At 59.7% G+C, this 23,814-nt stretch carries 19 protein-coding genes and 1 pseudogene; 17 read left to right on the top strand and 3 right to left on the bottom strand.

The window, feature by feature from the left end:
• Positions 1-466 precede the first annotated feature (466 nt).
• The gene (locus DU29_RS0116190; RefSeq protein WP_028622608.1) at positions 467-1,888 is read left to right on the top strand and encodes an amino acid permease; all 1,422 of its coding nucleotides are present in this window, start codon (positions 467-469) and stop codon (positions 1,886-1,888) included.
• A 102-nt stretch (positions 1,889-1,990) separates the two neighbouring features.
• Here the strand turns inward: DU29_RS0116190 and DU29_RS0116185 are convergent, their stop codons facing one another.
• Entirely contained in the window at positions 1,991-3,616 is a 1,626-nt protein-coding gene (locus tag DU29_RS0116185; protein WP_028622607.1) for a glucan biosynthesis protein D, read from the bottom strand.
• Between the two features lie 414 nt (positions 3,617-4,030).
• Here DU29_RS0116185 and DU29_RS0116180 point away from each other — a divergent pair, with 414 nt between their 5' ends.
• Positions 4,031-4,216, top strand: coding sequence for a hypothetical protein (locus DU29_RS0116180; protein ID WP_028622606.1), 186 nt, complete (start codon positions 4,031-4,033; stop codon positions 4,214-4,216).
• A 62-nt stretch (positions 4,217-4,278) separates the two neighbouring features.
• On the opposite strand, the gene DU29_RS0116175 is transcribed toward DU29_RS0116180, so the two are convergent.
• Both DU29_RS0116175 and DU29_RS01000000130020 read right to left on the bottom strand, forming a co-directional pair.
• Positions 4,279-6,141 carry an NAD(P)/FAD-dependent oxidoreductase gene (locus DU29_RS0116175; protein ID WP_028622605.1) on the bottom strand — a complete coding sequence of 621 codons (1,863 nt, stop codon included), beginning with the start codon at positions 6,139-6,141 and terminating at the stop codon, positions 4,279-4,281.
• Positions 6,142-6,356: 215 nt separating this feature from the next.
• Positions 6,357-6,971, bottom strand: a pseudogene (locus DU29_RS01000000130020) (aldehyde dehydrogenase family protein); the annotation flags it as partial.
• Positions 6,972-7,169: 198 nt separating this feature from the next.
• Here DU29_RS01000000130020 and DU29_RS0116165 point away from each other — a divergent pair.
• From DU29_RS0116165 to DU29_RS0116090, 15 genes are all read left to right on the top strand, one after another.
• Entirely contained in the window at positions 7,170-7,892 is a 723-nt protein-coding gene (locus DU29_RS0116165) for a tellurite resistance TerB family protein (RefSeq protein ID WP_028622603.1), read from the top strand.
• Positions 7,893-8,131: 239 nt separating this feature from the next.
• Positions 8,132-9,754, top strand: coding sequence for a methyl-accepting chemotaxis protein (locus DU29_RS0116160; protein ID WP_028622602.1), 1,623 nt, complete (start codon positions 8,132-8,134; stop codon positions 9,752-9,754).
• Complete coding sequence (locus DU29_RS0116155) at positions 9,754-10,290, top strand: chemotaxis protein CheW (protein ID WP_028622601.1); 537 nt, start codon at positions 9,754-9,756, stop codon at positions 10,288-10,290. Before DU29_RS0116160 ends, DU29_RS0116155 begins: the two co-directional genes overlap by 1 nt.
• Positions 10,287-11,555, top strand: a complete 1,269-nt coding sequence (locus tag DU29_RS0116150; protein ID WP_028622600.1) for a CheR family methyltransferase — start codon at positions 10,287-10,289, stop codon at positions 11,553-11,555. The genes DU29_RS0116155 and DU29_RS0116150 overlap by 4 nt, the downstream gene beginning before the upstream one ends.
• Entirely contained in the window at positions 11,552-12,235 is a 684-nt protein-coding gene (locus DU29_RS0116145; protein WP_028622599.1) for a chemotaxis protein CheW, read from the top strand. Before DU29_RS0116150 ends, DU29_RS0116145 begins: the two co-directional genes overlap by 4 nt.
• Positions 12,232-14,526, top strand: coding sequence for a hybrid sensor histidine kinase/response regulator (locus DU29_RS0116140; RefSeq protein ID WP_028622598.1), 2,295 nt, complete (start codon positions 12,232-12,234; stop codon positions 14,524-14,526). The genes DU29_RS0116145 and DU29_RS0116140 overlap by 4 nt, the downstream gene beginning before the upstream one ends.
• Positions 14,523-15,533, top strand: coding sequence for a chemotaxis response regulator protein-glutamate methylesterase (locus DU29_RS0116135; RefSeq protein ID WP_028622597.1), 1,011 nt, complete (start codon positions 14,523-14,525; stop codon positions 15,531-15,533). The genes DU29_RS0116140 and DU29_RS0116135 overlap by 4 nt, the downstream gene beginning before the upstream one ends.
• Before the next feature lie 48 nt (positions 15,534-15,581).
• Positions 15,582-16,583, top strand: coding sequence for a response regulator (locus DU29_RS0116130; protein WP_028622596.1), 1,002 nt, complete (start codon positions 15,582-15,584; stop codon positions 16,581-16,583).
• 300 nt (positions 16,584-16,883) lie between these two features.
• Positions 16,884-17,979 (top strand): peptide chain release factor 2 gene (gene prfB / locus DU29_RS0116120; protein WP_150580134.1). Its coding sequence is split into 2 segments (ribosomal slippage): positions 16,884-16,955 and positions 16,957-17,979, totalling 1,095 coding nucleotides; the frame shifts between segments, so codons are not numbered across the junction.
• A 90-nt stretch (positions 17,980-18,069) separates the two neighbouring features.
• Positions 18,070-19,572, top strand: a complete 1,503-nt coding sequence (lysS, locus tag DU29_RS0116115; RefSeq protein ID WP_028622594.1) for a lysine--tRNA ligase — start codon at positions 18,070-18,072, stop codon at positions 19,570-19,572.
• Between the two features lie 115 nt (positions 19,573-19,687).
• A complete protein-coding gene (locus DU29_RS0116110; protein ID WP_081832500.1) occupies positions 19,688-20,392 on the top strand; it encodes a TetR/AcrR family transcriptional regulator in 705 nt (234 codons plus the stop codon).
• A gap of 161 nt (positions 20,393-20,553) precedes the next feature.
• Entirely contained in the window at positions 20,554-21,108 is a 555-nt protein-coding gene (locus DU29_RS0116105) for a hypothetical protein (protein ID WP_028622592.1), read from the top strand.
• Between the two features lie 23 nt (positions 21,109-21,131).
• On the top strand, positions 21,132-22,409 hold the full coding sequence (locus tag DU29_RS0116100) for a flavohemoglobin expression-modulating QEGLA motif protein (RefSeq protein ID WP_028622591.1): 1,278 nt from the start codon (positions 21,132-21,134) through the stop codon (positions 22,407-22,409).
• A gap of 146 nt (positions 22,410-22,555) precedes the next feature.
• Positions 22,556-23,470, top strand: a complete 915-nt coding sequence (locus DU29_RS0116095; protein WP_028622590.1) for an alpha/beta hydrolase — start codon at positions 22,556-22,558, stop codon at positions 23,468-23,470.
• Positions 23,467-23,796 (top strand): hypothetical protein, encoded by a 330-nt coding sequence (locus DU29_RS0116090; RefSeq protein ID WP_028622589.1) that lies wholly within the window; start codon positions 23,467-23,469, stop codon positions 23,794-23,796. Before DU29_RS0116095 ends, DU29_RS0116090 begins: the two co-directional genes overlap by 4 nt.
• Positions 23,797-23,814 lie beyond the last annotated feature (18 nt).

Raw genomic sequence — 23,814 nt, 5'->3', positions numbered from 1 at the left:
GAGGGAGCTTGCTCCCGCAGGGCTGCGAAGCGGCCCTTTTTCGTGTGTAATTGTCCGGCGTCGTAGTTGAAGGGTTTTGGGGCTGCTGCGCAGCCCAGCGGGAGCAAGCTCCCTCGCCACAGGACGCATGCCGATCTGCCGGGCCTGAACCCTCACGGACATGACGATGCACCAATGCTGTGCAATAATCCGCGCCGTTTCAACTGCGAAAAATCCTACGCGTCACAGGTAATGCCCCTCCGCAAACCGCTGTTTTCCCGAGAGTTCTCGCTAAATGTTGTGGTTTATAGAGTGAAAAACCCTGTGCGAAGCTTTTTATACTGCTCGCCCCGCTGATCTTGCAGGTTTGTCCTACAAGACGGTGCTGCCCACGAAGCAGCACCGGTTTCACACAGGCACATGGCTTACCGGCCTGCACCTGGACACTCGGTGGTCATATCCAATAACAAGACGAGGTTGTACCCCTATGCCAGTCGGCAATCATCTGCCCCAAGGCGAGACCGCTCAGGGCGGCCCGCTTAAACGCGAACTCGGCGAACGGCATATACGCTTGATGGCGCTTGGTGCCTGTATCGGCGTCGGTCTGTTTCTTGGTTCGGCCAAGGCCATCGAAATGGCCGGCCCGGCCATCATGCTGTCCTACATCATTGGCGGTCTGGCGATCCTGGTGATCATGCGCGCCCTCGGCGAAATGGCCGTGCACAACCCGGTCGCCGGCTCGTTCAGCCGTTACGCTCAAGACTACCTCGGCCCCTTGGCCGGTTTCCTCACCGGCTGGAATTACTGGTTCCTGTGGCTGGTGACCTGTGTCGCCGAGATCACGGCCGTCGCGGTGTACATGGGCGTGTGGTTCCCCGATGTGCCGCGCTGGATCTGGGCACTCGCCGCCTTGATCAGCATGGGCTCGATCAACCTGATCGCGGTAAAGGCCTTCGGTGAGTTCGAATTCTGGTTCGCCCTGATCAAAATCGTCACTATCATTGCGATGGTCATCGGTGGTATCGGCGTGATCGCATTCGGCTTCGGCAACGACGGTGTTGCCTTGGGGATTTCCAATCTCTGGGCCCACGGCGGCTTCATGCCCAATGGCGTGCAAGGCGTGTTGATGTCGCTGCAGATGGTCATGTTCGCCTACCTCGGCGTCGAGATGATCGGCCTGACTGCCGGCGAAGCGAAGAACCCGCAGAAAACCATTCCAAATGCGATCGGCTCGGTGTTCTGGCGGATTCTGCTGTTCTATGTCGGCGCACTGTTTGTCATTCTTTCGATCTATCCGTGGAACGAGATCGGCACGTCCGGCAGTCCGTTCGTGATGACCTTTGAACGTCTCGGCATCAAGACCGCGGCCGGCATCATCAACTTCGTGGTGATCACGGCTGCACTGTCTTCCTGCAACGGCGGCATTTTCAGCACCGGGCGCATGCTTTACAGCCTGGCGCAAAACGGCCAGGCCCCAGCCGGCTTTGCCACGACTTCCAGCAATGGCGTGCCACGTCGCGCGTTGCTGCTGTCGATTGGCGCGTTGCTGCTGGGCGTGTTGCTCAACTATCTGGTCCCGGAAAAAGTCTTCGTCTGGGTCACTGCAATTGCCACCTTCGGCGCGATCTGGACCTGGGTGATGATCCTGCTCGCCCAGCTCAAATTCCGCAAAGGCCTTAGCGCCAGTGAACGTGCCGGCCTCACCTACAAGATGTGGCTCTACCCGGTCAGCTCGTATCTGGCGCTGGCGTTCCTGGTGGTAGTGGTCGGTCTGATGGCGTACTTCCCGGACACCCGTGTGGCGCTGTATGTCGGCCCCGGTTTCCTGGTGTTGCTGACGGTGTTGTTTTACGTGTTCAAGTTGCAGCCGACCAATGTTGCGCAAGGTGCGGTGCGTTCGGCTTCCTAAATTGAAGTGTTGAAATGCGAAAAGCCCCGGTCGTTGTGATCGGGGCTTTTGTGTTTCTGGCGGCGTTCCGACGATGGAGCAAGATCTGTCGACGCACCTCTATCAGGTGTACTTACGCTTGTCCGGCGCCGGCGGAAAATACTGATACAACCAGGTTTCGCTCAGCGTCCGGTCATTGGTGCGGATGAACAGGCGCATTTCCACCGGCTCGACGCTGTCGCTGGTCGGGTACCAGTCGAACAGAATCCGGTAGCCCTTGATGTCATCGAGCACCAGCACGCTGAAATCCTTGACCTCACCGTGGGAGCAGGTCACCACCGGTTCAATGCCCGTACCCTCGGGCAGGCGGTCCAGACCACCACCATTGAAATCGACGGCAAAGCGGCGCGCCCAGACCGGCGGATAATGCTCGCCCGGGGCCCAACCTTCGATAAAGCCGCCCATCCCGGAACGGGTAGCGTTGACTCGGGCCAGCGGTGTACTGACCGGCGGCAACGCGCTCCAGTAAAGCTTGTAACCGTAGTTCAGGGAATCGCCTGCGGCGACCGGTTTCTTCGGCGTCCAGAACGCGACGATGTTATCCATCGTCTCGCCGGTTGTAGGAATTTCCAGCAAATCGATAGAGCCTTCGCCCCACGCGGTTGTAGGTTCTACCCACAGGCTCGGACGTTTGCTGTACCAGTCGACCGTGTCCTGATAACTGGCGAATTCGTGATCGGTCTGCACCAGGCCGAAACCTTTAGGGTCGGTGTCGGCGAAGGCGTTGAATTGCAGGGTGGCCGGGTTGTTCAGCGGGCGGCAGATCCACTCACCGTTGCCGCGCCACATCGCCAGACGATCCGAGTCGTGGATCTGCGGGTGAATCGTGTCGCACATGCGCCGTTCGTGCGTGCCGCAACTGAACATACTGGTCATCGGCGCAATGCCCAATTGATCAATCGCGGTACGCGCATTGATGTGGGCGTCGATGGCCATGACCACCTGGCTGGCCTGGCAATCGATATCGAAACGGTAGGCGCCGGTTGCGCTCGGTGAATCGAGCAGGGCATATACGACAAAACGGGTGCTGTCCTTGTCCGGGGTCTCGAACCAGAACTTGGTGAAGTCGGGGAATTCCTCACGCTTTTTGGCGTACGTGTCGATCGCCAGACCACGGGCCGACAGGCCATATTGGCCAGTGGCATCGACTGCCCGGAAATAACTCGCGCCGAGGAAGGACAGCACATCATGCCGGTCCAGCTCCGGGGCCTTGAACAGCTTGAACCCGGCAAAACCCAGGTCACCCTTGAGCTGTTTGGTGTCGACTGTGGTTTTTTCATAATTGAACAGGGAAGGGCGAAAGTGCACTTCGCGAGACTGACGCGTCTTCGGATCGACGCTGTACATGCGCACCGGCTGCTTGAAGCCCATGCCGACGTGGAAAAACTGCACATCCAGCTGACCTTTCAAATCCTTCCACAGGGAGTGATTGCCGTCATAGCGGATCGCGTTGAAATTCTGCGGCGTCATGGTCGCCAGGGTCGGCGGCAACACTTGCTTGGTGTTCAGATACCCTTTGCCGGCAAGTGCTTTGGCCTGGGACTTAAGCGTTTCGAAGTCAAACAAATGCGCCTCGCCATCAGCGGTTTTATCACCGGCCCAGGCGCGAGCAGCTAACAGGCCGGAGGCCGACAAACCGGTGTAGGCAGCGATGGCCATGGAAGCTTTGAGCAAATTCCTGCGGTGCATAAGTACAACCTGTCGTGAACAATCCCGCGCCGTTCCTGGCACGTGCTGGATCAGAAATGGAGGTTCGGACATGCCTTCGGCCAAACGCAACGGACTTTAAACAGATGCCAAATAGCTTAAACCGTTCGCTTGGGGAGAAAAATTGGTTGATGGCTGGATGATAGCGTAGCAATGAAACAAGACATTTCTGGGTAACGTTTCTGACAGTCTCTTCTGATTTCAAGGGCATTTCTGCTTTTTTCGACTAATTACTCTAAAAACTCCTTTTCACCGCCCGGATAGTTTCTATTCTATGGGCATGACCGGTTTCTGCCCTCAGGCCGGTGGGGTTCAGTTGGCACGAGGTCGCTGCTGAAAAATGGAAGGGCGATGCGGTATTGGAAGTCATCTTTAACGGATAGAAGGACATCGTCCATGTCGAAAGTACAAGGCTTCACCCAGATGTTAGGGCTTTTTCCATGCCTGGCGACCGCTCGGCGAAGGCGTCGTTTGAATTCAGAGGAAGCGAAGCTGCTTGAGCGCTATCGCGAGTTATCGGAGAGCGACCAGATAGCGATGCGCTATCTGGTCGACGCAATGCGCAGTGTTTCGCGCTTCTGAGGCGTAAAGGGCACTGGCCGCGACGAGCGTCGCGGCCAACACTTGAAATGGCGCTTGCTGCGTCAGCCGATCTCTCCGACCGCGCGATACGCTTCATCGATTGCTGCATGCGCATACGCGCTCCACGCGGCATCCGAGTTGGCAATGCTCACGCGCCCAACCGGCTTACGCGCCAGGATCATCAATCTTTCGCTTTCATCAGAATCGTCGTACAAGCTGTTGGAAAAGTACGCATAGCCGTGCGACCAGCGGTTGACCGTGATCGCCAGAATGTCGGTCTCGTGTTTGAAGCCGCCAGGGCCGAGCATCCGTTGCAACTGGTCGCGCAGTTGCGCTTCCAGCTGTTCAAAGGACTGACCGTACAGGCGGCCACGTCCGGCACGAGCCTGATCGCGCGCGTTCATGCCGCTGTTGGGGCTGGTCGGCACGTAAACCATGTGCAAGCCGATTGGCTGTTTCGGATCACGCGGGTGATCGTAACCGCCCATGCTCACCGGATAGTCGAGCTTGATGCGGCTGTACGGCTGGGTCGCCGCGTAGATCTCGTGAACGCCCAGTTTCTGAAACGACTCCCAGTTACGGATCACCACTTTGGTGTACACCAGCGGGAATTTCACGTTCTGGCTCAGAGCATGGGACTGCTCGGCGGACAGGTCGCGCAGCAGGTACGGGATGATCATGTTGTAGCAAGCCATGATGCAGTGTTTGCCGCGCACTTGGCTGAGCTGGCCGCCACGGCTGTAGCCGACGTTTACGCCGCTGCCGACGTTGCGCACGCTGACCGCGGTGCTGTTAAGGCGGATACGCACGGGCGCATTCGGCTGATCCAGCCTGGCGTAATCGAATGCAGCGAGCACGACATCGTCCATCGTGTGCCCCGGTGCCACCGACGGGATCAGGCTGCGCACCAACAGGCGAGCGAGCGAGGCATTGCCGTCGGGGAAGTGGTAGATGTAGGGCTCTTCCATTTCTGCCCGGGCTTCTTCACTGATCGGCTCCAGATTCATCGCACTGAAGCCTGGGAAACCGAACGAATAAGCGTCGGCCGCGGCGACGGCATCAATGCTCAGCGCCATGAAGTCATTGGTACGGCTTTGAAAATACTTCACGGCCTGAGCCGAAAGTCCTACGTCCTTGAGCAGGAAGTCCTGGTAACTGGTGGACTCCAGGTGAGTGTTTTTTTTCTCGATGGTTTTGCCGGCGAGGTAATCCTTGGGCGTCGTGTGCAGAGCGATCAGGGCCGCGCGATCGCTTGGCGGCAACGGGAAATCGTTGATGAAATCGGCAATGGAGCGTGCGTGTAATTGATCGGGTGCGATGTCGTCAGCCACCATCAGCGTGGGGTCGCCGCTGACCAGTTTGTCTTCGCCGAAGTTTTCCTTGTCGAAAAACACTGCGCGCGACAGGCCAAGGTCCGGATAGAACTGGCGGTCGAAGGCCGTCTCGAAGCGTTTGATGTTGACGCCGAGTTTTTTCAGCAGGCCGTTCACTTCTTTGCTGAAAAGATGAGTCGGTGACTGAAAGGCTTCACTGCCGCCGTAACCTATGATCGTGCGGCCACCGGCAGAGAATTCGTTGCGCTTGGCATGACCGCCGAAATCGTCATGGTTTTCCAGAATCAGAATGCGCGCTTTCGGGTGTTTCTCACGGTAAAACCACGCGGCTGACAAACCGCTGAGACCGCCGCCGACCACCACCAGGTCATATTCATCGCTGATTGGCAGCTTGTCGGTATCAAAGACCTTCTTTTCCCAGCCGAGCTGGTGAGAGATTTCGAACGAGCCGACGTGGCTGCCACGCAAGCCGGTGAGCGCGGGTGGGTAATAACGCCCATCGGGCGCGGCCTGAAGAATCTGCAGCGGGGTCATGCCCGCAGCGATGGTGACTGCAACGCCGTTGAGGAAGTCGCGGCGGGTGATATCCATGTTCAATCCTTGTGGGTGTCTTGGGTCGCTTTGGTGCCGGAGGGACGCCATCGCCGGCAAGCCGGCTCCTACAGGTGCGGAGTCGAATAGCAATCATCTGAACGACACCAACCCTGTGGGAGCGAGCTTGCTGTGGGAGCTGAGCTTGCTCCGGGCGGCGTTCCGACGATGCTGTTGCTTTCTTGCAGCTCAACACTTGCCGCTTGCAGCTTTCTTCAATGCTTGAACATCACATGCCGAACCACGGTGTAATCCTCCAGCCCATACATCGACATGTCCTTCCCGTACCCGGAAGATTTCTGACCGCCGTGGGGCATTTCGCTGACCAGCATGAAATGCGTATTCACCCACGTGCAACCATACTGCAGCCGCGCCGACAGGCGATGCGCGCGACCGACATCGGCGGTCCACACCGACGACGCCAGGCCGTAATCGGAATCGTTGGCCCAGCCCAGCACCTGCGCTTCATCGTTGAACCTGGTCACCGACACCACCGGACCGAACACTTCGCGGCGAACGATTTCGTCGTCCTGCTGCGCATCCGCCAGCACGGTTGGTTCGAAGAAAAACCCGTTGCCTTCGACCGCTTTGCCGCCAGTTACCAGACGGATGTGAGACTGCGCCACGGCGCGTTCGACAAACCCGGCCACACGGTCGCGGTGCTGCGCGGTGATCAACGGACCAAGCTCGGTGGTCGGGTCGTCCTGCAAACCGTATTTGATGCTGCTGACCGCTTCCCCGAGTTTCTCGACGAATTTTTCATAGATGCCAGCCTGCGCGTAAATGCGGCACGCGGCGGTGCAATCCTGCCCGGCGTTGTAGAAACCAAAGACGCAGGGCGGTCAGCGGGGTTTGTTCCGACGATAGATTCGCTCAAGTGTATATCTTTTTATTCGAACGACTGGCCCCACCTTTATTAGCTATCAAGGAACGAGCAACATCTGGAAGCACACTCGACGGCAGCGTCAGGGCACTTCGCACTAGGCTGATGGCCTGATGATCCAGTTACCTTTCGTGGAGACAGCAAAATGAATACGCGTGGCTTGCTTGATCAACTGCTTAAATCCGGCCAGGACCTGTTGCAGAACAAGGCCGGCGGCTCACAGAACAAATCCTCCAGCAGCGGCCTCGGCGGGTTGCTCGGCGGCGTCGGCAAATCCGGTGGCTTGGGCGGACTGCTTTCCGGCGCGGGTGGGGGTGCGCTGTCGGCCGGTGCTATCGGTCTGCTACTGGGCAACAAAAAGGCGCGCAAGATGGGCGGCAAGGTCGCCATCTACGGCGGCCTCGCGGCGCTGGGCGTGATTGCCTACAAGGCGTACGGCAACTGGCAGGCTCAGCAAGGCAACGTCTCGAACATCGAACCTCAAACTGTCGACCGTCTGCCACCGGCCCAGGTTGAAGAGCACAGTCAGGCGATTCTCAAGGCGCTGGTCGCAGCGGCCAAGGCTGATGGCCACGTCGATGAGCGCGAGCGCGAATTGATCGAAGGCGAGTTCACCAAACTCGACAACGATCAGGAATTGAAGCAATGGCTGCACGCTGAACTCAACAAGCCGCTCGACCCTGCCGATGTCGCGCGCGCCGCCAGCACCCCGGAAATGGCTGCCGAAATGTACATCGCCAGCGTGATGCTGGTGGACGAAGAGAACTTCATGGAAAAGTCCTATCTGGATGAGCTGGCGCGCCAGTTGAAGCTCGAGCCAGGGTTGAAGGCCGAGCTGGAGAAGCAGGTTCGTCAGGCCTCCGTTTAAGGCAGGAAATCGCTATCGCGAGCAAGCTTGCTCCTACGATTTTGAGTCGATCACACATTTCGTGATCCACTCCTGTAGGCGCCGAGCTTGCTTGCGATGGCACCATCCCTCACACCACCCATCTTCAGGCCAGCCCAAATTTTCCGCCAAAGATGAGACCTGCCCCACATCCGCTCTAAATTTGAAACACGCCCCTCGGCTATACTCCCCGGCATTTGAAACAGCCCCGAGGATTGACTGTGAGGAACTGGACGTTGCGCCAACGGATTTTGGCGAGCTTTGCGGTGATCATCGCCATCATGCTGCTGATGGTCGTTGCGTCTTATTCGCGGCTGTTGAAGATAGAAGAAAACGAAACCAGCGTTCGTGAAGATGCGTTGCCGGGGCTTTATTACAGCTCAATGCTTCGCAGCGCCTGGGTTGACACTTACCTGCACACTCAGGAAATGCTCGGACTGAAAGAAGGGCAAGGGTTCAGCGCCGAAGAGGCCGAAAGCTTCAAAGGGTATGCCCAGCGCGTGCAAGAGCAGATGGCCAACTACCAGCACACGGTGACCACCGAAGAAGATCGGGTCGAATACGCGCTCTTCGAGAAGATTCACGAGCAATACAACAAGGTCCTCGCGTCGGTGCTCGACCTGCGCAAACAGAATCAGGACGCCGAAGCGATCAAGTTGTTCCATGAACAACTCACGCCGGCCTGGACCGCCGGGCGCATGAAGCTCAATGACATCACGCGAGTAAATAAAGCAGTCGCGGATCAGGATGTCACGGCCATCTTTGACGCAGTCATCTCCGCCAAAGCCGTCATGGGCGTGTCTCTGCTGGTTGCGGTGCTGGCCGCAGGTCTCTGTGGTCTGCTACTGATGCGCGCGATCATGGCGCCGATGAACCGCATAGTGGAAATCCTCGAGATCATGCGCACCGGCGACCTCAGCGGTCGCTTGAATCTGGAGCGCAAGGACGAATTTGGCGCCGTTGAAACCGGCTTCAACGACATGATGGCCGAGTTGACTTCACTGGTTTCGCAAGCGCAGCGCTCCTCGGTGCAGGTCACCACCTCCGTCACCGAAATCGCCGCCACCTCCAAACAGCAGCAGGCCACCGCTACCGAAACCGCTGCCACCACCACGGAAATCGGCGCGACGTCCCGTGAGATCGCCGCCACTTCCCGTGACCTTGTGCGCACCATGATTGAAGTCTCCACCGCTGCCGACCAGGCCTCGGTCGCCGCCGGCTCAGGGCAACAGGGCCTTGCGCGGATGGAAGAGACCATGCATTCGGTGATGGGCGCAGCGGACCTGGTCAACGCCAAACTGGCGATCCTCAACGAAAAGGCCGGCAACATTAATCAGGTGGTGGTGACCATCGTCAAAGTTGCCGACCAGACCAATCTGTTGTCACTGAACGCCGCCATCGAGGCCGAGAAGGCCGGTGAATACGGTCGCGGTTTTGCCGTGGTCGCCACCGAAGTGCGACGTCTGGCCGATCAGACCGCCGTCGCCACTTACGACATTGAGCAGATGGTGCGCGAGATCCAGTCGGCCGTGTCCGCCGGGGTCATGGGCATGGACAAGTTCTCCGAAGAAGTGCGTCGTGGCATGTCGGAAGTGCAGCAGGTCGGCGAGCAGCTGTCGCAGATCATTCACCAGGTCCAGGCGCTGGCACCGCGCGTGTTGATGGTCAACGAAGGCATGCAGGCGCAGGCTACCGGCGCCGAGCAGATCAACCATGCGCTGGTGCAGTTGGGTGATGCCAGCAGCCAGACCGTCGAATCCTTGCGCCAGGCCAGTTTTGCCATCGACGAATTGAGCCAGGTCGCCGTAGGGCTGCGTGGCGGCGTTTCGCGATTCAAAGTCTGATGAGCGAGATCACCCTCAAGCGCAGTGCCGTGAAGTCGGCTATGCAGGTGTTGTTTCTGCTGTTTCGCATCGGCAAAGAGCGCTACGCCCTGCCGGCCACCGAAGTGGCGGAAGTGCTGCCGCGGTTACCGCTGAAACCGATCGCCCACGCACCGGATTGGGTCGCGGGGGTGTTCGCCTACCGAGGCGTCGTGGTGCCCGTCATCGACCTCGGCGCATTGACCTTTGGCGAGCCGGCGCAGGCGCGCACCAGCACGCGTCTGGTGTTGGTGCATTACCGTCCGGCCCCCACCGGGAAGGCGCAATTGCTCGGGCTGATTCTTGAACAGGCCACCGACACGCTGCGCTGCAATCCTTCGGAATTTCAGCCGTATGGCCTGGACAATCGCCAGGCACGTTACCTCGGTCCCGTGCGTGAAGATGCCCATGGGCTGCTGCAATGGGTGCGCGTAGCCGATTTGCTCGATGAGCAGGTTCGCGTGCTGTTGTTCCCCTCACCGCCACGGGATCCTGCGTCGCTCGAGGAGCGCCCATGAGCAGTGATCAGCGTTTTTTCGATTTCCTCAAAGAGCGCATTGGCCTGGACGTGACGTCGGTCGGCCCGGCGATCATTGAGCGCGCCGTGCGCCAGCGCTCGACCGCATCACAGGCACAAACGGCGGATGAGTACTGGCATACGCTGCAAGGTTCGTCCGATGAGCAGCAGGCGCTAATCGAAGCGGTGATCGTTCCCGAGACCTGGTTTTTTCGCTACCCGGAGTCGTTCGCCACCCTGACGAAACTGGCTGCAAAGCGCCTCGACGACATCAACCACTTGCGCGCGCTGCGCATCCTCAGCCTGCCGTGTTCCACCGGTGAAGAACCCTATTCGATAGCGATGGCGTTGCTCGATGGCGGTTTCAAACCGCATCAGTTCAAGGTCGACGGCATGGACGTCAGCCCGCTCTCGGTGGAAAAGGCCAGGCGAGCGCTGTACGGCAAGAATTCATTTCGCGGTCAGGACCTCAGCTTTCGCGAGCGTTACTTCAGCGCCGAAGGTGACGGCTATCGGCTCAGCGAACGCGTGCTTGAGCAAGTGCGATTGCAGGTCGGCAATCTGCTCGATCCGACCTTGCTTGCGAACGAGCCACCGTACGACTTTGTGTTCTGCCGAAACCTGCTGATCTATTTCGATCAGCCAACCCAGCAGCAAGTTTTCGCAGTGCTCAAGCGCCTGACCCATGTCGACGGTGTGCTGTTTATCGGTCCGGCGGAGGGCAGTTTGCTTGGGCTTCTGGGCATGCGTTCAATCGGCATCGCGCAGTCTTTCGCGTTCAGTCGGCAGCGTGCGCCCGAACCTGTTGCGGCGTTCGCTGCAACGCCGCTGCCGGTGCGCCAGCCGTTGCCGGCAAAACCTTTCGCCAGCAGTGCGCCACCTGCCGTGCGCCGACCCTTCGCACCGGTCACGCCGCTGCCGCGGGCGAAAAAAGCCGCCAGCCCGGACGCGGCCACGTTACTGGCGAACATTGCCGCGCTGGCCAACGAAGGCAAAAGTGCCGAGGCCCGTGTGGCGTGTGAGCAATACTTGCGTAGCCACGAACCCGTGGCCCAAGTGTTTTACTGGCTGGGATTGCTCAGCGATGTCGCCGGCAGCACCCTCGAAGCCCAGGGCTTTTACCGCAAGGCGTTGTACCTCGACCCGCAACATGGCGAAGCACTGATGCATTTGGCGGCTTTGTTGCAGTCGCAGGGCAACGCGGCCGGAGCCCGACGTTTGCAAGAGCGCGCAGCGCGCACCGCCGACAGCGAGCGTAAACGATGACTGGGGCCGACAGCTTTAGCCTGATTCATGAAGATGCCCAGGCCATCGACGATTGCTGGAACCGCATCGGCATCCATGGCGACAAATCCTGCCCGTTGCTGGGCGAGCACATTCATTGCCGCAATTGCGCGGTGTACGGCGCCGCGGCCACGCGCCTGCTCGATCGCTACGCCTTGCAGCAGGAGGACCGCGGGCAGATCGCGGTCGAACTGCAAAGCGACGTCAAAACCCGTTCACTGTTGATGTTTCGTCTCGGCGAAGAATGGCTCGCTCTGGCCACGCGCAGCCTGGTCGAAGTGGCACCCCTGCAGGCCATTCACTCGCTGCCGCATCAGCGCTCGCGAGCCTTGCTCGGCGTGGCGAACGTGCGCGGCGCGCTGGTGGCGTGCCTGTCATTGGCCGATCTTCTGGGCTTGGACAGTGCGAGCAGCGTCACACCCGGAGCGCGCGTGACGCCACGCATGCTGATCATCGCCGCGCAGGGCGGGCCGGTGATGGTGCCGGTGGACGAGGTGGATGGCATTCACGCCATCGACGAACGCCTGCTCGACGCGGCGTCCCGCTCGGGCAGCCACGCCAGCGCCAGATTCACCCGGGGCGTGTTGTCATTCAAGGGCCGCAGCCTGCGTTGGCTGGATGAAGAACAACTGTTGTCCGCCGTGTCCCGGAGCCTCACATGACCCCCGAGCAAATGCGCGACGCCTCGTTGTTCGAGCTGTTCAGCCTGGAAGCCGAGGCCCAGACACAGGTGCTCAGTGCTGGTCTGCTGGCGCTGGAGCGCGATCCGACTCAAGCCAATCATCTTGAATCGTGTATGCGCGCAGCCCATTCACTCAAAGGCGCCGCGCGGATCGTCGGGGTCGAGGCCGGTGTCAGCGTCGCCCATGTGATGGAAGATTGCCTGGTCAGTGCGCAGGAAGGGCGCCTGTACCTGCGGCCCGAGCACATCGACGCGTTGCTGCAGGGCACCGATATGTTGATGCGCATCGCCACGCCGAACGCTGCGCCGACGCCTGCCGATATCGAACACTATGTGGCGCTGATGGCAAAGTTGCTGGACCCTCTGGCACTGGCGGCGCCGATCAGCACGCCGATCGCGCCATTTATGGCCGAGTCGCAAGAGGCGGTGATCGAAGTGCCGGTGCCCGTGGTCGAGCCGCCGACTGTCGCGCCGGTCGTTCCTGTCGATCCGCCGCGCAAAACCAGACGCACTACCGAAAATGGCGAGCGTGTATTGCGCGTTACGGCCGAGCGCTTGAACAGCCTGCTCGATCTGTCGAGCAAGTCGCTGGTGGAAACCCTGCGGCTCAAACCGCACCTGGCGACCATGCAGCGTTTGAAGCGCATGCAGGGCAACGGCCTGCGCGCACTGGAAAATCTCAACGTGCAGCTCAAGGAAATGACCTTGAGCCTGGAGGCGCGGGAAGCCCTCGAAGATGCGCGCCGTCTGCTGACGGAATCCCAGCAGTTGCTGGTGGAGAAAAATGCCGAGCTGGATGAGTTTGCCTGGCAGGCCAGCCAGCGCGCGCAGGTGCTCTACGATACGGCGCTGGCCTGTCGCATGCGCCCGTTTGCCGATGTGTTGAGCGGACAGGTGCGCATGGTTCGCGACCTCGGTCGCAGTCTCGGCAAACAGGTGCGCCTGGAGGTTGAGGGCGAGAAAACCCAGGTTGATCGCGACGTCCTTGAAAAGCTCGAAGCGCCGCTCACGCACCTGTTGCGCAATGCAGTGGATCACGGCATCGAATCTTCCGAGCAACGGCTGCTGGCCGGCAAACCCGCCGAGGGCGTGATTCGCCTGCGTGCCTCACATCAGGCAGGCCTGCTGGTGCTGGAATTGAGCGATGACGGCCAGGGTGTCGATCTGGAGAAGGTGCGCCGCAGCGTCATCGAACGTCAGCTGTCCCCCGCCGAAACAGCTGCGCAGTTGAGCGAAGATGAACTCCTGACGTTTCTGTTTCTGCCGGGTTTCAGCCTGCGCGACAAGGTCACAGAAGTGTCCGGTCGCGGCGTCGGCCTGGACGCAGTCCAGCACATGGTGCGGCAACTGCGCGGCGCGGTGGTGCTGGAACAGACGGCGGGCGAGGGCAGCCGCTTCCATCTCGAAGTACCGCTGACACTGTCGGTGGTGCGCAGCCTGGTGGTAGAGGTCGGCGACGAGGCGTATGCCTTTCCGCTGGCGCACATCGAACGCATGTGCGATCTCGAACCTGCAGACATTGTTCAGCTCGAGGGCCGGCAGCATTTCTGGTACGAAGGCCGGCATGTTGGCCTGGTGGCCGCGAGCCAGCTGCTGCAACGCCCGGCGAGCCAGCATAACCAGCCCACGCTCAAAGTCGTGGTGATCCGCGAGCGCGAGGCGATTTACGGTGTGGCGGTGGAGCGCTTCATTGGCGAACGCACGCTGGTAGTCTTGCCGTTGGACGAGCGTCTGGGCAAAGTGCAGGACATCTCCGCCGGTGCGCTGCTCGACGACGGCTCGGTGGTGTTGATCGTCGATGTTGAAGACATGCTGCGTTCGGTCGATAAGCTACTCAATACCGGGCGCCTCGAACGGATCGCACGGCACAGCAATCAAGCGGTGGAAGCGGCGCGCAAACGGATTCTGGTGGTGGACGATTCGCTCACTGTGCGCGAATTGCAGCGCAAGCTGTTGCTCAATCGCGGTTATGACGTGGCCGTCGCGGTGGACGGTATGGATGGCTGGAACGCGCTGCGTTCGGAGGATTTCGACCTGTTGATCACCGACATTGATATGCCGCGCATGGACGGTATCGAGCTGGTATCGCTATTGCGCCGCGACAACCGCCTGCAATCGCTGCCGGTGATGGTCGTGTCCTACAAGGACCGCGAGGAAGATCGGCGGCGTGGTCTGGACGCCGGCGCCGACTATTATCTGGCGAAAGCCAGTTTTCATGATGACGCCCTGCTTGATGCGGTGGTCGAGCTCATCGGAGGCCCGCGCTCATGAAAATCGCCATCGTCAACGACATGCCCATGGCGGTCGAGGCTTTGCGCCGCGCCGTGGCATTCGAGCCGGCACACGAAGTGGTCTGGGTCGCCGTCAATGGCGCCGAGGCGGTGCAGCGTTGCGCCGAGAACACCCCGGATCTGATCCTGATGGACCTGATCATGCCAGTCATGGATGGCATCGAAGCGACGCGGCGCATCATGGCTGAGACTCCGTGCGCCATCGTCATCGTCACTGTCGACCGTCAGCAGAACGTGCACCGGGTGTTCGAGGCCATGGGCCACGGTGCGCTGGATGTGGTCGACACGCCGGCACTGGGTGCCGGCAACGCTCAGGAAGCTGCCGCGCCGCTGTTGCGCAAAATCATGAACATCGGCTGGCTGATCGGCGACCGTGCTCAGCGCGAGCGGCCCGCGCCCAGCTCTCTGCGCAGTTCCGCTTCGCGTCAGCGGCTGATTGCCATCGGCTCGTCCGCTGGCGGACCGGCGGCGCTGGAAGTCCTGCTCAAGGGTTTGCCACGGGATTTTTCCGCAGCCATCGTGTTGGTGCAGCATGTTGATCAGGTGTTCGCTGCCGGCATGGCCGAGTGGCTCGCCAGCGCCAGCGGCCTCGACGTGCGTCTGGCCCGGGAAGGCGAGCCGCCGCAACCCGGCACGGTCCTGCTGGCTGGCACCAATCACCACATCCGTTTGTTGAAGAACGGCACGCTGGCCTACACCGCCGAGCCGGTCAACGAAATTTATCGACCGTCGATCGACGTGTTTTTCGACAGCGTAGCCCATCACTGGAACGGCGATGCCGTTGGCGTTTTGCTTACGGGCATGGGCCGGGACGGTGCGCAGGGGCTCAAACTCATGCGCCAACGGGGTTACCTGACCATCGCTCAGGATCAACAAAGCAGTGCGGTGTATGGCATGCCGAAAGCGGCTGCGGCCATCGACGCCGCCATGGAGATTCGCCCACTGGACAAGATCGCACCACGATTGCTGGAGATTCTCGGCCAATGACTACTTTAGGCAGCAATCCTGGCCCAAGCACCACTCAGGTGATCGCACATGAATGATCTGCAATTCGACGGCATCAAGACTGACGAAAACGCCGCCATGGTGTTGCTGGTGGACGACCAGGCCATGATCGGCGAAGCGGTGCGCCGCGGGCTGGCGAGCGAAGCCAATATCGATTTCCATTTTTGCGCTGATCCGCATCAGGCGGTGGCGCAGGCGATTCGCATCAAGCCGACGGTGATTCTGCAAGACCTGGTGATGCCCGGGCTCGATGGCCTGAGCCTGGTGCGCGAGTACCGCAACCACCCGGCGACCAAGGACATTCCGATCATCGTTCTGTCGACCAAGGAAGACCCGCTGATCAAGAGCGCGGCGTTCTCGTCCGGGGCCAATGATTATCTGGTTAAACTGCCGGACAACATCGAGCTGGTGGCGCGCATCCGTTATCACTCGCGTTCCTACATGACCCTTTTGCAGCGAGATGCGGCTTACCGCGCGTTGCGGGTCAGCCAGCAGCAGTTGCTCGACACCAATCTGGTGCTGCAACGCCTGATGAACTCGGATGGCCTGACCGGGCTGTCGAACCGCCGGCATTTCGACGAATACCTGGAGCTGGAATGGCGCCGCGCCTTGCGCGACCAGAGTCAGTTGTCATTGCTGATGATCGACGTGGATTATTTCAAATCCTATAACGACAGTTTTGGCCATCTCGAAGGCGATGAGGCGTTACGTAAAGTGGCGACCGCCATTCGCGACGCCAGCGCACGGCCGTCGGATTTGCCGGCGCGTTATGGCGGCGAAGAGTTTGCGCTGGTCTTGCCCAATACCTCGCCGGGTGGCGCCCGGTTGGTGGCTGAGAAGTTACGCCAGTCGGTGGCGGCGCTGAAGATTCCGCATATTTCGCCGATTGAAGGATCCAGCCTGACCATCAGCATCGGCCTCTCGACGATCGTCCCGCAACAGGGCAGCGACTGCCGGCAGCTGATTTCGGCGGCGGACAAGGGGCTGTACCTGGCCAAGCACAATGGGCGCAATCAGGTGGGCATCGCGTAAGGCACTTGGAATGCGGCCTTGTGAATGCGCCCTTATGTAGCAGCTGCCGAGCCTGCGAGGCTGCGTTCGAGGACGCAGTCCTCGCCAATCCTGTGCACGCGGTTTGCCTGGGGCACCGTAGTGTCTGGTTTACGACTGCTTCGCAGCCGGACGCAGCCTCGCGGGCTCGGCAGCTGCTACAAGAGCATCGTCGCTCGCTCAAATCCATTCGCTGGTAAAGCCGCCAGGCGGGCTGCCGTGACAGCTTGATTACGGTATACTCGCCGGCTTTCAAAAGTTCGCCAACGAGTGCTGCCCGCCATGGAAATCAACCCGATCCTTAACAGTATCAAGGACCTGTCCGAGCGCTCCGAAACTATTCGGGGGTATCTTTGACTACGATCAAAAGCATGAGCGTCTGACTGAAGTCAATCGCGAGCTTGAAGATCCGGCTGTCTGGAACAACCCGTCGTACGCTCAGGAACTGGGCCGCGAGCGGTCGCTGCTGGCTCAGATCGTCGATACCCTCGACGAAATGCACAGCGGTCTGGCCGACGCCAAAGATTTGCTGCTGATGTCCGCCGAAGAAGAAGACCAGGCCGCCGTCGATGACGTCGCCGCTGAAGTCGAACGTCTGCGCGAGTCGCTGGAAAAACTCGAATTCCGGCGCATGTTCAGCGGCGAGATGGACGCCAACAACGCCTACCTGGACATCCAGGCCGGCTCTGGCGGTACCGAGGCTCAGGACTGGGCCAATATCCTGTTGCGCATGTATTTGCGCTGGGCTGACAAACGCGGTTTCGACGCGACCATCATGGAACTGTCGGCCGGTGAAGTCGCCGGTATCAAAGGCGCCACCGTGCACATCAAAGGCGAATACGCTTTTGGCTGGCTGCGTACCGAAATCGGCGTGCACCGTCTGGTGCGCAAGAGTCCGTTCGACTCCGGCAACCGTCGTCACACCTCGTTCTCGGCCGTGTTCGTGTCGCCGGAAATCGATGACAACATCGAAATCGACATCAACCCGTCGGACCTGCGCATCGACACCTACCGCTCCTCCGGTGCCGGTGGTCAGCACGTAAACACCACCGACTCGGCCGTACGGATCACCCACGTACCGACCAACACCGTGGTCAGCTGCCAGAACGAACGCTCCCAGCACGCCAACAAAGACACCGCGATGAAAATGTTGCGGGCGCGCCTGTACGAGCAGGAAGTGCAGAAACGCAACGCCGCCTCGCAAGCGCTGGAAGACACCAAGTCGGACATCGGCTGGGGTCACCAGATCCGTTCGTACGTGCTTGATGCCTCGCGGATCAAGGATCTGCGCACCAACATCGAACGCAGCGACTGTGACAAGGTGCTCGACGGCGATATCGACGAATACCTGGTGGCAAGCCTGAAACAAGGCCTGTAACCCACACATCGATCCCCCCTGTAGGAGCCGGCTTGCTGGCGATCCCCGGCCACAGGCCGGGGACAACGAACCTGATGGATATTTAAAGACATGAGCGACCTAGAACTCGACCCGCAAGCCCTGCAACAGGAAGAAAACTCCCTGATCGCCCTGCGCAAGGAAAAGCTGGCTGCCGAGCGCGCCAAGGGCAATGCCTTCCCGAACGACTTCCGCCGCGAAAACTACTGCAGTCAGTTGCAGAAACAGTACGCGGACAAGACCAAGGAAGAGCTTGCGGAAGCTGCAATCCCGGTCAAGGTTGCCGGTCGCATCATGCTCAACCGTGGCTCGTTCATGGTGATCCAGGACATGACCGGGCGCATCCAGGTTTACGTCAACCGCAAGACCCTGTCCGAAGAAACCCTGGCCTCGGTGAAAACCTGGGACATGGGCGACATCATTGCCGCCGAAGGCACTCTGGCGCGCTCCGGCAAGGGCGACCTGTACGTTGAAATGACCAACGTGCGCCTGCTGACCAAATCCCTGCGCCCGTTGCCGGACAAGCACCACGGCCTGACCGACACCGAACAGCGCTACCGCCAGCGTTACGTCGACCTGATCGTCAACGAAGACGTGCGTCAGACTTTCCGCGTCCGTTCGCAAGTCATCGCCCACATCCGCAGCTTCCTGATGCAGCGCGACTTCCTCGAAGTCGAAACACCGATGCTGCAGACCATCCCCGGTGGCGCGGCGGCCAAGCCGTTCGAGACTCACCACAACGCGCTGGACATGGAAATGTTCCTGCGCATCGCGCCTGAGCTGTACCTCAAGCGGCTTGTGGTTGGCGGTTTTGAAAAAGTGTTCGAGATCAACCGCAACTTCCGTAACGAAGGCGTTTCGACTCGTCACAACCCTGAATTCACCATGTTGGAGTTCTATCAGGCGTACGCCGATTACGAAGACAACATGGACCTCACCGAAGAACTGTTCCGTGAACTGGCGCAGCTGGTGTTGGGCAGCACCGACGTGCCTTACGGCGACAAAGTGTTCCACTTCGGCGAGCCGTTCGTGCGTCTGTCGGTGTTCGACTCGATCCTCAAGTACAACCCTGAGCTTACCGCCGACGACCTGACTGACATCGACAAGGCTCGCGCCATCGCCAAGAAGGCCGGCGCCAAGGTGCTGGGCTTCGAAGGTCTGGGCAAATTGCAGGTGATGATTTTCGAAGAACTGGTCGAGCACAAACTCGAGCAGCCGCACTTCATCACCCAGTACCCATTCGAAGTGTCGCCATTGGCGCGCCGCAACGACGAGAACCCGAACGTCACCGACCGCTTCGAGTTGTTCATCGGCGGCCGTGAAATCGCCAACGCCTACTCCGAGTTGAACGACGCGGAAGATCAGGCAGAACGCTTCATGGCGCAGGTGGCCGACAAGGATGCCGGTGATGACGAGGCGATGCACTACGACGCCGATTTCGTCCGCGCACTCGAATACGGCATGCCGCCAACCGCCGGTGAAGGCATCGGCATCGACCGTCTGGTAATGCTGCTGACCAACTCCCCGTCGATTCGCGACGTGATCCTGTTCCCGCACATGCGGCCGCAAGCGTAAGTGTTTCAAACAAAAAGCCGCCTATAACAGGCGGCTTTTTATTGCGCGTCTGGTACAAACGTATCAATTGGTTACTTTTGAAGTTGAGAGAGGGATAGCGGTCGTGAACCTTGCAATTGCTCAAGAAGGTGCAGCAGGCATCGCCACTGCGGTCGCTGAAAGTGTTCAGTACCAGGGTCGCAAGGCCAGCCGACAGGGCAGCGAGCAGCGGCGACAGGATATTCTCGATGCCGCCATGCGGATCGTCGTGCGTGATGGCGTGCGCGCCGTGCGCCACCGTGCGGTAGCTGCCGAAGCCGCTGTGCCGCTGTCGGCAACGACTTACTATTTCAAGGATATCGATGATTTGCTCACCGATACCTTCGCCCAATATGTTGAGCGCAGCGCAGCCTATATGGCCAAGTTGTGGGTGAACAACGAAGGCCTGCTGCGCGAGATGGTGGTCAGCGGCGATGGCAGCCCCGAGTCGCGGTCGCGTTTGGCGGACGACATTGCGCAGCTGATGGCGGACTATGTGCACCGGCAGTTGATCAGCCGGCGCGAGCACTTGATGGCCGAACAGGCGTTCCGTCAGGAAGCGCTGCTGAACCCGCGTCTGGCACTGTTGGTGCGTTCACATCAGCAAATTTTGCTGCAGGGCACGTGTCAGCTGTTTCAGGTATTGGGCTCCCGGGAGCCACAACAGGATGCCAAGGTGTTGACGGCGATAATCGGTCGGATGGAATATCAGGGCCTGCTCAATGACGCCGAGCCTGGGGCCGAAGCGGAAATGCTCGGCACTCTCACGCGTTATATGCACCTGGTGCTGGCGTCGGTTTAACCCCAATGGGCGCCACAACCCCTGTGGGAGTGAGCCTGCTCGCGATTGCGGTCTGACATTCAACATTGATGTTTGGCTGGATTACCGCTATCGCGAGCAGGCTCACTCCTACAAGGGGCGGGTGTTCGCTTGAGGACGCAGCTTTTTCATAGGAGTGTTGAATGAAAACCTGGCGTGTCGCTGTGATCGCCCTGTCGTTCCTGCTGCTCAGTGGCTGTCTGGTGACCTTTCGCGAGCCGTTGCCCGCCAGCGACCCTGCGCCCAAAGGACTGCTCGGCAAGTGGACCAGCACCAACGCCTGGGGCGAGCCGATGAATCTTGAACTGACGCGCACTGGCGACAATCGCTACCAGGCCGTCAGTTACTTCAGAGCCAAACCCAAAGAGCGCGAAGCCTATCCCTTCACCGTTTCGCGCCACGGCAATCGCTGGTATCTGTCGGCGAAGGTTCCGGCGCAGTTCGGCGGGCACTTCACGATTGCCGGTTTCGAACTCACTGACAAGCAGGAACTGGTGGTCTACAACCTCGACCTCGAGCAGATCAATCAGGCCATGGGGCAGAACGTCCTCAGCGGCGAAGGCTTTCAGACCGACGACGGCGACGGCGTACTGGTCAACACCGCGATGGATCAGGTTTTCGCGTACCTCGACAACCCGGCCAATTCCGACGTGTTCGTTGAAGCCGTGCGCTATCAGCGCCAGACCAAAGCCAAATAACGGTTTTTCTACAGGAGTTTCGGGTGGACGATTACCAGCAGACGATACGCATTTTGTCCGATCGCATTGTGCTGGCACAGACGCCGATACGCGTCCTCGACGCGGTCAAATGGGATGACAGCATCCGCAAGGGTTTCCTCAAGGCCAAGGGCAAGGAAATGCCGGCTGTCGACCGCGATTACTACCTCAACCGTCCTCTGGCGTTCGACTCCAGCAAAGTGAAACTGGAATTTCAGAACATCGAGCGTGACATCACCCGTCAGCTTGGCCAGTTTAACCCGGTCGGCCAGATCATGCGGCGCATGTGCAAGGAATACCGGATGGTGGTGCGCATGCTCGAAGCGCGCGGCACCGAAGATTTCGGCCTGATCTCTCAAGAGTTGTACGGCGCTGCTTCCGATGCGTTTCATGCCGGCGATCCGACGCTGTCCGACCTGGGGCTGATGCTTTCCGATTACCTCAATAACATCGACGGTCGCGGCGATTTGAAGGATGAGCCGAAAATCCTTACTGCCAAGGACGCCGTGAATATGTTGCAGACCCGCTTGAGCCGGGTATTCGGCGAGGCAGAAGAAACCATTCGCGTGTTCGAGTCCGACGGTATCGTCGCCGACGCGGCAGCTGGTGCCGACTACATCAAGATTCGCACCGATGCGATGTTCAACGAGCGTGACGTACGTGCGCTGGAGGTGCACGAGGGGTTGGTGCATGTTGGCACCACGCTGAACGGTTTGAACCAGCCTATCTGCACCTTTCTGTCCAAAGGGCCGCCATCGTCGACGGTGACTCAGGAAGGCCTGGCCATCCTGATGGAAATCATCACCTTCGCCTCGTACCCGAGTCGCTTGCGCAAACTCACCAACCGCACCCGCGCCATTCACATGGTCGAGGAGGGCGCAGACTTCCTGCAGATCTTCGAGTTCTTCCGCGAGCAGGGTTTTGAAATGGCGGAAAGCTACGGAAACGCCAGTCGGGTTTTCCGCGGTTCGGTGCCGACCGGTCTGCCATTCACCAAAGACTTGTCCTACCTCAAGGGCTTCATCATGGTTTACAACTACATTCAGTTGGCCGTGCGTAAGGGCAAGCTGGAGCAGGTGCCGCTGCTGTTCTGCGGCAAGACCACGCTGGAAGACATGCGCACGTTGCGTCAGTTGGTCGATGAAGGTCTGGTGGTAGCGCCCAAGTACCTGCCGGAACAGTTCCGCGACATGAATGCGCTGTCAGCCTGGATGTGCTTCTCCAACTTCCTCAACCACCTGAGCCTGGACCGGATCGAAGCGGATTATTCCAACATTTTGTAAAACACAAATCACCCTGTAGGAGCGAGCCTGCTCGCGATAGCGGACTGACATTCAATATTGATGTTGCCTGATACACCGCTATCGCGAGCAGGCTCGCTCCTACAGGGAGTTGTATTTCAGTTCATCTTCTTGCGAGGTTTCACCGGATGAGAATCCTCGGCATCCTCTGCCTATTCCTGACCTTGAGCGGCTGCAGCTCGCTGCTGTTCTACCCCGAGCCCGGCCAACTCTTCACTCCCGCGAAAGCCAAACTCGAATACCGCGAAGTCACCCTGATCACCGCTGACGGCCTCAAGCTCAACGCCTGGTGGCTGCCAGCCAAACAAGGCGTCGACGTCAAAGGCACGGTCCTGCACCTGCACGGCAACGGCGGTAATCTGCCGATGCACCTGGGCGGCAGTGGGTGGTTGCCGGAAGAAGGCTATCAGGTCCTGCTGATCGACTATCGCGGGTACGGTCTGTCCGAGGGCGAACCAAGCTTGCCGGCGATTTATCAGGACATCGATGCTGCCTTCCAATGGCTCGATGAGGCGCCAGAGGTGAAAGGCAAACCGCTGATCCTGCTCGGTCAAAGCCTCGGCGGTTCGATGGCCGTGCATTACCTGGTGCAGCACCCGCAACGGCAAAAGCAACTCAAGGCGTTCGTGCTCGATGGCGTCCCGGCCAGTTACCGCAGCATCGGTCGATTCGCCCTGAGCAATTCCTGGCTGACCTGGCCGCTGCAAGTGCCGCTGTCCTGGCTGGTGCCGGACGGCGACAGCGCGATCAATTCCATGGCGCAGCTTAACGGCGTGCCGAAACTGATCTACCACAGCATCGACGATCCGATCGTGCCCCTTTCCAATGGCATCCGTCTGTATCAAGCTGCGCCGCCCCCGCGAGTGCTGCAACTGACCCGTGGCGGTCATGTGCAAACATTCGCCGACCCGGTCTGGCGCAAAGTCATGCTGCGTTATCTCGACGATCCGCAGCACTTCGACGGTTTGCGCCGACTGGGTGAAATCCCCAATTATCCGGCACCATCGAATCCTGTAAACGAATCACCAGAGAGTCCGCAATGACTGAAGAACGCAACGCCATCCCGCTGATCATCACCGGTATCTGCAGCATCCTCGGCACCGTCGGTGCCCTGTGGTTTTACGGTTACCTGCACTTTGCCAAGCCTGAAGACGCGCTGTTGCTCAGCGACTTCACCATGCTCAAGACCGTGCCGGGCGAAGACTACAAAGTATCTGTGGAGCCGGCGGCACAAGTGGCGCAATGCATCGATGGCGTGCTGGTGATGTTCGACACTGAACAGAAAGGGCTGAGCGGCGTGTTGATCAACAACAAGAAAAGAGCCGTGCGCTGCATGGGCGAAGAAACCCCGCAGAAGTTGCAACCGTAGCGCGGCCGAAAAGATCGC

It is taken from the genome of Pseudomonas sp. Ant30-3 (assembly GCF_000690905.1).
Classification (GTDB): Bacteria; Pseudomonadota; Gammaproteobacteria; order Pseudomonadales; family Pseudomonadaceae; genus Aquipseudomonas.
The sequence above is the reverse complement of the archived record's forward strand: the minus strand, read 5'-3'. Positions and strand labels throughout refer to the sequence as shown.